General features: G+C 68.0%; 3 protein-coding genes. All 3 read right to left on the reverse strand.

What is annotated here, in order from left to right:
- Positions 1-3: 3 nt before the first annotated feature.
- Complete coding sequence (locus tag BST40_RS03445) at positions 4-4,431, reverse strand: type I polyketide synthase (RefSeq protein WP_083153434.1); 4,428 nt, start codon at positions 4,429-4,431, stop codon at positions 4-6.
- Positions 4,428-9,905 (reverse strand): type I polyketide synthase, encoded by a 5,478-nt coding sequence (locus tag BST40_RS03450; protein WP_083153436.1) that lies wholly within the window; start codon positions 9,903-9,905, stop codon positions 4,428-4,430. The genes BST40_RS03445 and BST40_RS03450 overlap by 4 nt, the downstream gene beginning before the upstream one ends.
- On the reverse strand, positions 9,902-13,791 hold a 3,890-nt coding region (locus tag BST40_RS03455; protein WP_142276702.1), incomplete at its 5' end, for an SDR family NAD(P)-dependent oxidoreductase. The genes BST40_RS03450 and BST40_RS03455, both read right to left, overlap by 4 nt.

The raw sequence follows: 13,791 nt of genomic DNA on the forward strand, positions 1-13,791 counted from the left end.
TCCTCAGCCCGCATCCAGGCTGGACAAGTCCACCAGGGCACCCGCTTCGGGTGCCCCAATCGTTTCGATCTCGTCATGCTCGGCCGCGATGGCCTCCTGGATCAATCCGCTCAGTGTGGCCGGGAAGCTCAGTGCCAGCGTTTCCACCGTTGCTGCGGGGATACGACGGGTGTCATACCACCAATCGAGATGCAATGAGCCACCGGAGCGATACGCCCGGAGCTCGATCGCATGGCCCAACCCAGGGATCGTCTCGCGCACGGGCATCGTCATGTCGGAGTCGAACTGTACCGGTGCATCGGTGCTCGGCAGCTCGGGAATGACGCCCGCATACCGGAAGTGGATGTCGGGGGTGCGCTGCGCACCGAGCATGCGTCCGGTCGGCGCATACAGATACCGCAGCAGCCCGTAGCCAATCCCATAGTGCGGAACGGATTTAACGGTGTTGTGAACGGCGTCCAGCTGTTGAATCGCCGACGTGCCCGGTCCGCTCGCGCAGGCCAGCGCAATCGGGTAGTACGTCGTGAACCAGCCGACGGTCCGGCGCAGGTCGATGTCCGGCCGTAGCACCGAGCGCCCCTCGCCCTCGAGTTCGACGGCCACCACACCGTCACCGACCGTCTTGCCTATCGTTCGGCCGAGCGCGGCCAGCACGATCTCCTGGATCGACCGCCGGAACCGGCGCCGAGCATCATCGAGCTCGAATGTCTGCTCGACGCTCAGCGTAGTTGAGAACTTGGTCAGATCCTCGGTGCTGGGCGGTTGCGTGATGTCTTGGTCAGCCAGCCACAAGGTTGCCTTGGTTGAGTTTTCGATCCAGTAGGAGCGAGTGTCGAGGGCTGCGGGATGCGTCGCGAGGGCCGCGCAGCGAACCGACCAATCCCGCCACCCGGTGGTGACTGGCTCCAGCGTGATCTCCTCGCCCGCCAACCGCTGCTCGAACGCGGTGACGATGTCGCGTCCCAGGATTTGACGCGATACATCGTCGTTGACCGTCTCGTGCACGGCCAGCCCCAGGTAGTGCGGACCGCCGTGCGCACCGGTGATACGCACTGCTGCCAGCGGCACATCCGAATCACCTTGATCTGAGGGCAATTCGGCCAGAATCTTCGACACCGCAGCTCGTTCCTCCGGGCTGCCGGCGGCCACGTCATCAGGAAGTGACACCGTCGAAAGCCGAGTGAACTCCGCCGATGGTGCGATGTGTTGCTCCCACATTCCGGCATTGTCGACGAGCTGCAGCCGCAATGCGTCGTGGTGGTTGGCCACCGCGGTCAGCACTGCCCGGACATCCTCCGAGCCGATTTTGGGGTCGAGGCGCAGGATCATCGGGACGCGCCAGTGACCGGTGTCGCGCAGTCCCCGGTCGAGGAAGTACGCGATATTCGGTGGAACCGCCGGATGTGCGTCAGTCACCGGGGCTTTGGCCAAACCGCTCGCCGCGAACGAGGCATCGACGGCAGCCGTCAGCGCGGCCAGGGTCGGGTATTCGTACAGGTCCTGCGGTGTAATGCTCAGGCCCTCATTGGCGGCGGACATCGCGATGCTGATGGCCATCAGGGAATCGCCGCCCATGTCAAAGAAATTGGCGTTTCGATCGATGGAGCTGACACCCATGCACTGCTCCCAGATTCGACGCAACGTGGTCTCGGTCTGGGATTCTCCGTTCTGCGCCACTTCGGCGGTGCCCGCGCCAGTCCCCGCACCCACCGGCGAGCCGTTGCTCCCGGCGGGAACCTGCGACCAGACCATGTGCTTGGGTTCCACCCAATGCCGTTGGCGGGCAAACGGATAACCGGGCAGGGAAACCAGCTGCGGCTGGGCCGCACGCCGCGGCGTCCAGTCAACCTCGATTCCGGCGGACCACAGCTCACCCAGGGCGCGCAGGAAGGTGTCGCGGTCGTCGGCGTTTTGAATCGGGTGACGCATGAGCCGGACAGCACGATGCGTGGCCGACCACTTCGGATGCCGGATCGCCGAACCGGTGAGGCTCCCGCCGGGACCGACCTCGACGAGGACTCGACCCGGATCTGCCAGCACCACGTCGAGTTCGTCGGCGAACCTGATCGCGGAACTGATCTGGCGTGCCCAGGTGGCCGGATCGGTGACCTGCTGCTCGGTCAACCACGTTCCGGTGAGGTTACTCAGCAACGGCGTGCGCGGAGCACTGAGCTGCTGCCGGGACAGGTATGCCTGGAATTCATCCAACATCGGATCCATCGCGCTGGTGTGAAACGCGTGCCCGGCGCGGACCCGGCGAACGGGTATCCCGGCCTCGTTGAGACGTTGGGTGAACTCGCGAATCGCGCCCTTCGGGCCGGCGACCACGCAGTTGCCGGGATCGTTGACTGCGGAGAGCTCCACCCCTGGTGAGAGGTACTGCGCGACCTCGTCGGGGCCCACCGCCACCGCGACCATGGCGCCGGGCGGGGACTCATGCATCAGGCGAGCCCGTAGCGCGACGGTTTTGATCGCCGTGTCGAGGTCGAATACCCCGGCCAGAGTGGCCGCGATGTATTCGCCGGTGCTGTAGCCGATGTAGGCGCCGGCACGCACCCCGTAGCTGTCGACCAGCTTGGCGAGCGCGTACTCCACCGTGAACAGCGCCGGTTGCGATCGGTCGATGCGCTCCAGATCCGTTGCGGTCCCGCTGAACACCTCGGCATGCAGATCGACGCCCATCTCGTCGCGGAATCCGGCGGCGCAGGTGTCGAAGTATTCGGCGAAAACGGGCTCGGTGTCGTAGAGCCCCTTCGCCATGCCGACGTGCTGTGCGCCCTGCCCGGGGAAGAGGAAAACGACCCGGTCCGACGCCGGCGACGTGGTTGTTTCAGCGGCACCGCCGGTGCCGGAGTCGCCGACGAAGACGTTGTCGTGCTCGGCCGCCCGCAACACCTTGACGGCGTGTTCGCGGTCGTGGACTACGGCGGCCATGGTGATGTTGTGCTTGCGGCGCCGAGTGAGGGTGTAGGCCACGTCGGATACGTCCGGGCACTCCGGCCGTTCCAGCGCGCTGGCCAGGGCGTTGCGCGACTCCCGCAGCGCGGCAGTAGTTTTCGCGGACAGCAGCAGCACCTGAGGTCCGGTGGTTGCGGTGTGGGCCGGAACCGCGGGTGCCTGCTCCAAAACGACGTGCGCATTGGTGCCGCCGACCCCGAACGAGCTCACCCCGGCGCGAAGCACGCCGTCCCATTCCCACGGGCCGTACTTGCTTTGCACGACGAACGGACTTTGGTCGAGCCGCAGCTCGGGGTTCGGGCTGGTGTAGTGCAATGTTGCGGGGATTGCTTTGTGCTTCAGGCACAGGATCGTCTTGATCAGACCCGCGATTCCGGCGGCGACTTCCAGGTGGCCGATGTTGGACTTGACCGAGCCGAGCACGCACGGGCCCGGGCGGGGCGTTTCGGAGAACTCGAATGCCGTTCGCAGCCCTTGGATTTCGATGGGGTCACCCAGCGGGGTGCCGGTGCCGTGGCACTCGACATAGCTGACGGTCGAGGAATCGACGCCCGCCACCGCGTGGGCTTCGGCGATGACGTCTGCCTGGGCGGCCGGATTGGGGGCCGCGTAGCCCATTTTCGCCGATCCGTCGTTGTTGATCGCCGATCCGCGGATGACGGCGTGAATGCGGTCGCCGGCGTCGATGGCCGCCTGCAACGGCTTGAGCGCCACCATCGCCACACCGCTGCCGAAGACGGTGCCGTCGGCGCGCACGTCGAAGGGCCGGCAATGGCCGACCGCCGATACCATCGATCCCGGCGAGTTCCAGTAACCGACGCGGTGCGGGATGCACAACGATGACCCGCCGGCCAGTGCCATGTCGCACTCGCCGGACAGCAGGCTCAGGCAGGCCAGGTGCACCGCGACCAGCGAGGACGAGCAGGCGGTTTGGACCGCGATGCTCGGGCCGCGCAAGTTGAACGCATGAGATATCCGCGTCGCCAGGAAATCCTTGTCGTTCTGCAGGAACAGGCTGAACTGGTCGAAGTTGAGTCCCTCGGCCAGCACGGCGTTCGGGTCTCGATGCGACAGCAGGTTGTGCAGCAGATAGCCGCTGGGAGAGCTGGTCCCGTACACGCCGATCGAGCCGTCGAACTGGGCGGGGTCACAGCCGGCGTCCTCGAGCGCATGCCACGCGCATTGCAGGAACAGCCGGTGTTGCGGGTCGAGCACCTGCGCGGCCAGCGGGGGGAATCCGAAGAAGTCAGCGTCGAATTCGTCTATCCCGTCCAGTAGCGGCGCGCGACGCACGTATGCCGGGTCGGCCAGCGTCTTGTCGCTGACGCCCGCGTCGCGCAGTTCCTGTTCCGACAGGGTGACGATCGACTCCTTGCCGCGCCGAAGATTGCTCCAAAAGGTCGACAGATCGTTCGCGCCCGGGAATCTGCCGGCCATGCCGACGACCGCGATGGCGTTGTCGGGTGTGCTCACAAGTCTTGTCCTCCGTGTACTTGAGGTTTGGGGGGTGTTGGCCGCCGCCGTGCCGCGGCTCCATGTCGCGCTGCCGCGCGTTGCTGCGCGCGGTCGCGAACGGTGGCCATGCTTTTTTGGTTTTCCAGCGTCTGGTCGGGGCCCGAGAGCCCGAGTTGGCGCATCAGGTCGACGGTCAGGTCATGCAGGGACGCCCCCTGCAAGATCAGTGCCACCGGCGGTTCCACGCCGAAGTCGGCCCGCGCGCCGTTGCGGATCCGCACCGCCATCAGAGAGTCAAGCCCCAGCTCTGTCAGCGGTACGGCGGGATCGACAGCTGACCGGTCAGCGTAGCCCATCACCGCAGCGATCCGCGCACGCATCCGCTCGGTCACGACCCGCTGCGCCTCGGCCGCGTCCAGGTCGGCAAGCGCGTCGGGTCCGGCCCAGTCGCCGAGATCGCCCGCCGAGTCCAACTCGTCGACCACCCGGGTGAAGTAGCTGATGCCGCGGATCTCCGGGAAGGCGATCAGCGCCCGGTCGGCGCGCAGCCTAGCGACACCGGTGCGGGCCCGGCCGGCGGCCAGCAGCGAATCCAGGGCCTCGATGCCCTCGGCCGGGGTGATGGTGTCCAGGACGCTGCCGACCAGGGCTTGCGCCACGCCCACCTCCGACCACGGCCCCCAGTTGATCACCGCCGCTGGCAGCCCGGACGCTCGGCGCCAGGTGACCAGCGCGTCCAGCCAGGCACTGGCGCAGGCGTACGCCGCCTGGCCGGGAGAGCCCAATAGTGAAGCGACGGAAGAGAATCCGAGCCACCAGTCGAGCTGACAGCCCTCGGTGGCGTGGTGCATCCGCAGTGCTCCGGCCGCCTTGGGTGCCCATACCCGCTCGAGGGTGTCCCTGCTCATGGAGAACACCAGGCTGTCTTCGATGACCGCGGCGGCGTGCACCACACCGCGCAATTCAGCCCCTGCTTGTCCTGCGGCCTCGATGAGACGTTCGGCCACTCCCGGCGCCGCGACGTCGCCGCGGACGACCACGATCTCGGCGCGGGCTTCCAGTGCGGCCAACACCTGGCGCTGGTCGTCGGTGGGTTCGCTGCGGCCATTGAGCACCACCCGGCCGGCGCCGCGGTCCACCAGCCATTTCGCGACCACCAACCCGAGCCCGCCGAGACCACCGGTGACGACGTAGGAGGCTCCGGGGCGGACCACCGGATGACCCGCTTGTGCATCGAGGGTGGCGCGCGACAGGCGTTCGACGAACCTGCGGTCACCCCGCCACGCGATCACGTCGTCAGTGCCCGAGTCCCGTAGTTCCGCGGTCAGCTTGGCGAGCGGGTCTGGCATGTCGTCCAGGTCGACCAGGGTGGCGCGCATGTCGGGATGCTCGAAGGCCAGTGCCCGCACCAGACCCTTCAAGGATGCCGTTGCGGGGGCTCCCGGGTCGTCGTCGTGAACGGGCAGTCCGCCGCCGGTGACCAACCACAGCCGCGGTGAGCGGCCGTGCCAGGTGCCCACGACCGCGCGAACCACGGTCGTGATCGACCACACCCGGTCTCGCGCCGCGACCAGTCCGTCGTCCAATCCGGTCGAGGCGCCGCCGGCGAAGACAACCAGGCCGACGGGCGGGTGGTCCGGATCGCCCGCCGTTTCCGCGAATGCGGCCAGCACCGCCGGTTCGTCGCCGAGATCGGCGGTGAGCACCCGCCGCACCGAACGCCACCGTTCGATGAACTGGTCGGCCATCAGCCGGGTTTGGCTATCCGCGGTCACATCGGTGAGCACCAGCCAACTGCCGGGTGCAGCCTCGCATCCCGCCGCTGGACCGGCCTCGACCGTGATCGGGCTTTCGATCCACTCGGCATCGAAGATCTTCTGCGACAACGGCAGTGGCACCGCCCGGCGCTCAACCCGTCGCAGGTAGATGCCGCCGATTTCGGCCGCTGCCTGCCCGGTGTCGTCGATCAGGACGACGTTGCCCAGCTTGCCGGCGCCGCCGTCGAGGTTGGACAGCTGGGCTCGACAGGTGAGGTGGCGGCCGATGTCACGGTAGACCCGAATCTTGTCGAAGGACACCGGCAGATAGCTCGCTTCGGCGGATCCCGCGACTTCGCCGTCGGGTATTGCGGCACCCAGGCTTTGCAGGGCCGCATCCAGCATGGCCGGATGAAGCCGGTATCCGGGGTGCCGCGGAGCCTCGTCGGGAAGGGTGATCTCGGTTTCGGCGGAACCGTCGGACAAACGCGAGATTCGGCTCAGCGCGGCGAAGGCGGGACCGTGGTGTTGACCGGTCTGGCGGAGCAGGGCATAGAAATCGGCGGGCGACACGGTTGCCGCGGTGGCAGCACGATGCGCCTCGGGACGGGTGCGCGCGACGTCGGGCGGTGCTTGTTCGACCCTGGCCGTGGCGTGCCGGCGGAAGTCGCCGTTGGGCGAGCGGGAATAGATTTCGACCCGAATCTGGCTGTCCCCATTGCGAATCAACTGGGTCGTCAGCTGGGTGTGGTCATCGAGCGGGAGCATCTGCTCGACCTCGAACTGGGTCATGCCGATCGACTCAGCGGATACGCCCAGCGCTTCGGCGCCCGCGGCCAACGCGATCTCGGCGAACGCCGCGGCCGGCATGATCGGTTGGCCGAACACCTTGTGGTCGGCCAACCACGGGGATACGTCGGTGCCGACATCGGCCTGCCAGACGTGGTTTCCGCCGCTGGGCATCTGGATGTGGGCGCCGAGCAATGGATGGCTGGCGGCCAGTTCCGACATCGCGGACCGATCCGTGACCCAGAACCTGCTGTGCTGCCACGGTGTGGGCGGTGCGTCCACGAGACGTCCGTTGGCGTCGTCCGGGGTGGTCGCCCCGACGGTGGCGAGTTGGGTGTGGAAGAACAGCGTTTGGTCGTGGTCGCGGTTCATCGCCCCCGTGACGATCTGGTCGCCGGCGCTCTCCAGGGTTTCGGTGATGGCGTGGATGAGCACCGGGTGCGGACTCATCTCGATGAAGGCATGACAGCCGTGACGGTCGGCCGCCGCGGCGACAGCCTGGTGGAATCGCACCGGGTTGCGCAAGTTGGCCGACCAATAGTCGGCATCCATCACCGGGTGTGAGTATTCGTCGATTGGGCGAGTGGTCGTGATGATCGGGATGCGCGGCGGCTGCGGAGTCAAATCCTGCAGCGCACTTCGCAATTCGGGAAGGATCGGGTCAATGATCGGGTGATGGGAGGCCACGTCGACCTCGACGCGTCGCGCCAGCCGATTCTGTGCGGCAACCGCGGCGATGATCGAGTCCACCGCCTCGGGCGGCCCGGCGATCACCGACTGACGCGGCGATGCATACACCGCCAGCGTCACCTGCGGATAGTCGGCGATCAGCGACTCGGCGGCATCGGCATCGAGTTCGAGCAGCGCCATCGCGCCCTGACCCGACAGCCGGGCCATCAACCGCGACCGGGTGGCGATCACCTTCATGCCCTGCTCGGGTGTCAATGCGCCGGCCACGACCGCCGCGGCCACCTCACCCATCGAATGCCCGATCACCGCATCGGGTGTCACGCCGTAGGACCGCCACAACTCGGTCAGCGCCAGCTGCATCCCGACCAGCACCGGCTGAATGCGGTCGATGCCGACCACCTCGTCGCCCGCGGAAAGTGTCTGCTGTAACGAAAAGCCAACCTGGGCAACGAATACCGGCTCCAGCTCGGCTACCGCCTTGGCGAACGCCGGTTCGTCGGCCAGCAACTGCCGGCCCATCCCGGCCCACTGCGAGCCCTGACCCGAGTACACGAATACCCGGCCCGGTCCGCCAGCACGCTGATCACAACCCACCACACCGACCCGCGGCTGTCCGGCCGCCAGCGCCCGCAAGCCTGCGATCGCCTCCGCGCGGTCACGCGCGATCACGGTGGCGACCTTGGCGTGCCGGGGCCGGTGATGGTTGATGGTGTGCGCCACGTCGGCAAGCGATGCCGCCGCGCCCGGGCCGGACATCCAGTCGGCCAACGCCGCGGCCGTGGCGGCCACGCGTTGCGCCGTCTTACCCGACACCGTCACGGTGGTGACAGGGGATGCTTCGACGGCCGCCGGTGGCGCCTGGTCCGGGCCTTGTTCGAGCACCACGTGCGCGTTGGTCCCGCTGAGCCCGAACGACGACACCGCGGCTCGGCGAGGTCCAGATGCCGCGGGCCACGGGGCGGTTTCGGTAGGCACGAACAGCCGCGTCGCCGACGCGTCGATGGCGGGGTTCCACCGGGTGAAGTGCAGATTGCGCGGAATCTGGCCGCGCTCGACCGCCAGCACCGCCTTGATGAATCCGGCCACCCCGGCGGCGGCCTCCAGGTGACCGATGTTGGTCTTGACCGAGCCCAGCGCGCACGCGCTCTCGCTCTGGCCTTTACCACCAAGGCCATACGTGGTCGCCAGCGACTCGAACTCGATGGGATCGCCCAATATTGTTCCGGTGCCGTGTGTTTCGACATACTGGACGCTGTCGGCGGTGACGTCGGCGAGCCGCAGCGCCGAGGCGATCACGTCGCGCTGGGCCAGCGCGTTGGGGGCGGGCATGCCGTTGGAGCGGCCGTCGGAGTTGGTTGCCGAACCTCGGACCACCGCCAGCACCCGGTCCTGGTCGCGCAGCGCGTCGGCCAACCGTTTGAGCACCACCACACCGCAGCCCTCGCCGCGCACGAATCCGTCGGCGTTGGCGTCGAAGCTGTTGCAGCGACCGGTCGGCGACAGCGCCGACCACTTGGACAGCGCGATCGCGGTGAACGGCGACAACGTGAGCTGCACCCCGCCGGCCAGTGCGACGTCGGTTTCGCGCAGCCGCAGGCTTTGACAGGCCAGGTGGATCGCCACCAGTGACGACGAGCACGCGGTGTCCACGGCGACGGCCGGACCACGCAATCCCAGCAGGTAGGAGATCCGGCCGACGGCCGCGCAATGCGGGGTACCGGTGCTCAGGTAGGCGTCGATGTCGGCTCTGCGTTCGATGTTGACGATCGTGTAGTCCCACGACGACAGCCCCATCATCACGCCGGTTCGGCTGCCGCTCAAGGAATCCGGCTGGATACCGGCGTGTTCGAGCGCTTCCCAGGCAACCTCGAGCAGCATCCGATGCTGCGGGTCCATCGCCACCGCTTCGCGGGGCGTGATGCCGAAGAAGTCGGCGTCGAAAGCGTCGACGTCGGAAACGAAACCGCCCCACTTCGTCGTCATTCGCCCGGACGCCGACGGGTCGGGATCGTAGAACGCGTCGGCATCCCAGCGATCCGGCGGCACCTCGCCGATGGTGTCCACACCGTCGAGAAGCAGTTGCCAAAAGCTTTCCGGTCCGGTCACATTCCCCGGGAAACGGCATCCGACGCCCACCACCGCGATCGGCTCTGCGATGTCGGTGGGGAAGGCCGTCCCGGCGCGCACCAACTCGCGCGCCAGGGCGGCCCGGGCGTTGGGCGACAGTTGCGCCGCGCGTTCTGCCAGGCTCGTCATGACTCACCTCGTGCGGCGGCTTCCAGCTCGCTGGCTTCGACCAGATCGGCGAGCAAATCCATCTCCTCGTCAGACAGTTCGGGTTCCGCGTCCGCCGTGTGTTGCGCAGCGGCCGGCGGCGCATAGTCCATGCGTTCGCACAGTGCGGCCGCCAGATCGGTGATCGTCGGGTAGGCCCACACCAGGGCGACCGGCAAGGTGATGCCCAGACTTGCTTCCAGCCGGTTTCGCAATTCCAGGGCCATCAGCGAATCGAGCCCCAGCGTCTCCAACGGCCGGTGGTGGTCGATCGGATCGCTCGAGCGCAGCACCCCGCGGATCTCGTCGGCGATCGCCGACGCCAGGTAGCCCGGCCGTTCGGCCGCGTCCAGGGCGTCCAGCTGCGCCCGGACCTTGCCGCCGCCGCTTCGCTGGGGCGCCGTCGACTCCTGCAACTTTGCGAACAACGACGACCCGGCCACGGCGGGGAAGGATTGGAACCACTGCCGGGCGTCCAGGCTGAACACACCGGTGCGCGCCCGATCGGCGGCGAGCACCGCCTGCATCGCGGCCAGGCCCTGCTCGGCGGTGATCATCGACACGCCCAGATCGGCGAAGAACTGTGCGCGACCGACCTCGGCCCATGGGCCCCAGTTGATTCCGATCGCGGGCAGTCCGCGGGATCGGCGGTACGCGACCAGGCCGTCGACCCAGGAGTTCGCGGCGGCATAGGCGCCCTGCCCGGGTGTGCCGAGCAGCGCGGCGGCCGAGGAGAAGGTGAGCCACCAGTCCACGTCCCGCGACGCCGTTGCCTGGTGCAGCCGCCAGCTGCCGGCGACCTTCGGAGCGAAAACCCGCGCGGCAGCCGAATCGGTCATGTTCAACACGATTTCGTCGGCCAGCACCATCGCGCTGTGCAGGACACCGGCCAGCCGGAAACCGGCCGCTTCGACGGCTTGCACCAGCCGGTCAGCGGTGCCGGGTTCGGCGATGTCACCGGTGACCACCTCGATCCGGTGACCCGCGGCGCGCAGCTCCGCGATGGCCGCCTCGACGTCGTCACCGGGAGCCGAACGTCCGTTCAGCACAACCAATCCCGCGCCCTGCTCGACCAGCCAGCGGGCGACGACGAAGCCGAGACCGCCCATGCCGCCGACGATCAGGTAGCCGCCGTCGAGGCTGACCAATGGAAGCGGAGGCGGCGACGCGGCCGCTTCGATGCTGCCGCTGTCCGGTATCGAGATGACGATTTTGCCGGTGTGCTTACCGGAGGCCATCAGCCGGAATGCGTCGGCCGCGTCGCGCAGGCTGAATTCGGTGACGGGCAGCACCGGCAGGCTGCCGGCTGCCACGTGCTCCAGGATGTGTTGCAGCAGCTGGCGGTACTTCGCCGGTTGCAGCTTCAGGTTAAGGTCGAGGTCTACCACGCAGAAGGACGCGCTTTTGGCCAGCGCGGCGAGCCCCAGGTTGGCGTCGGCGTAGACGTCCTTCTTGCCCAGCTCGATGAATCGACCACCGGGCGCCAGGATCTGCACGCCACGCTGGATTGCTTCTCCAGCAAGCGAATTGAGAACAACATCGACCCCGTAGCCGTTGGTGAGCTCGAGGATCTCGTCGGCGAAATCCACGGTGCGTGAGTCGCCGACGTACTCGACGCCGAGCTGAGACAGCATGTCGCGTTTGGCGTCCGAGCCGGCTGTGGTGTAGATGCGGGCGCCGATCATCTTCGCGATCGAGACCGCCGCCATGCCGACGCCGCCGGTGGCGGAGTGGATGAGCACACGTTCGCCCGGGGCCAGCCGCCCGACCTCGCACAGTGAATGCCAGGCGGTCAGATATGCGACGCCGAACGTGGCCGCCTCGTTGTCGGGCAGCGTGTCGGGGATGGGGACGACCAGATCGGCAAGCGTGCCCACGTGGGTGCCGAATGTGCCGGGACCGAAGGCGATGACACGCTGCCCGATCTCGACCGAGGCCTCCCCGGACCTTACGTCGTCGCCGACGGCGGTCACGTAGCCGACGCATTCGCCACCGATCACCGGCGCGGCGCCGTCGAGCCCCGGATACACGCCCATCGCCTTGAGCACGTCGCTGAAGTTGAGTCCCGCGGCGACCACCCGGACCTCGACCTGATCGCCCTGCGGCCTGGGCCGTTTCACCTCGTGGACCGTGAGCGCGTCCAGCCGGCCGGGCTGGTCGATCTGCAGCCGGACGGCTCCGCCCAAAGGCCCTGTGCCGTCGAGGTTCACGACGGTGCGGCGGGACTCGGCGGCCAGCTCACCCTTCGCGGTGGTGGGCGCGGGCACCAGCCGGTTGACGTAGCGCTGTCCGTCGCGGTAGGCGACCTCGTCGTGCTCGGACCCGGCGAGCAGCTCCGCGGTCAGGTCAGCCAGTGAGCCGGTGCCTTCGGGTTCGATGTCGACGAGGGTGGTCTTGAGTTCGGAATGCTCGAACGTCAACACCCGGGCGATTCCACGTAACTCGGTCTGCGCCAACGTGACCGAGTCGGTGGGATCGAACTGCTGGGCGCCGCGGGTGACGATCCACAGCCGCGGGCTCTTACGGGTGCCCATCCGTGTCACGGTCTCCACCACACGCGCGATCAGCAGGGTGCGCGCCCGCGCCAGCTCCAGCTGAGCGTCGTCGGGCAACGATTCGTCGACGCTGCGGGGCGGACAGACCATGACGATGCCGTCCCACCCGGAGCCGGACCGGGTGATCGCCGCGCGCAGCGCCGCTTCGTCGTGCGGCGAGACCTGTTCCACCTCGGTACGGTCGGACAGCGACGACCGCAACGCGGGCAGCAGCGGATCGCCCGCGGCAGGGTCGCCGATCAACAACAGCCGGTCCGGGCCCGCGGATGTCGGGTCCGCCTTGGTGAGCGGCGCCGGCTCCCACTCCACCGTGAACAGGCGTTGGGTGAGTTCGGTTGCGCCGCCGCCGGATCCGAGGACGGCCATTTCGACCTCGTCGATGACCAGCAGCGGCCGGCCATCCGGATCGGTCAGGACGACTTCGCCGACCAGCCGCTCCGAACCCTCGCGTGCGGCGAGGGTGCCGACGGCGCGGACGCCGCGGGTGACGTCGCCGTATACGTGTACGCCCGCGTAACGTACCGGCACCACCAGGGATTTCCGGGCGGTTCGCCCGCCGGCCAGGTCGGTGGCCATCCGGGTGGCGCCGAGCGTCTGCAACGCGATGTCCATCATGACCGGATGCAGCGAGAAGTCGCGGGAACCCGGCCTGGCCGACGAGGGTAGCCGCACGTCGGCGCGGGCCGCGCCGGATTGCTCGACGGCGAGTCCGACGATGCCTTGAAATGCCGGTCCGTGTTGTTGGCCGGCGCCGCGCAGCAGCTGGTACAGCTCCTCGGGGTCGAGTTCGTCCGCCGTGTCGCCGACCGCCGCAGCTGGTGCCTCGCCGTTCGACAGCGCGGCTGACTGGACGCGGGCAACGGTGGCGGTGGCATGGGTGGTCCAGTCCGAAGACCCACTGCGAGAGCGTATTTCGATCCGGCATCGTTGTTCGTCGCCGGTGAGCGTGGTGACCAGCACGGTGCCTTCGGTCACGTGCAGCATCTGGTGGAGGTCGAGCTCGCCGATCATCCAGGGCTGCTCGGGCCCGTCGTGCTCGACCGGGAAGGCCGCTGTCGCGGCGGCCAGCGCGACCTCGGCGTACGCCGCCCCGGGCAGCACGCAGAGATCGTCGATGACGTGATCGCCGAGCCACAGCAGGTCCGGGGCGAGCTCGCTTTCCCAAATCCGGGTGCCGTTGGTGGGGTCGGTGACACCGACGCCGAGCAGCGGGTGGATGCCTGCCCGGTGTAATGCGGACCCAGAGTGCGAAGTGGCGCTGATCCAGTGGCGGGTGTGCTGCCACGGGGTGGTGGGCAGCACGGGGTGTGGTT

It is taken from the genome of Mycobacterium persicum, from assembly GCF_002086675.1.
Lineage (GTDB): Bacteria > Actinomycetota > Actinomycetes > Mycobacteriales > Mycobacteriaceae > Mycobacterium > Mycobacterium persicum.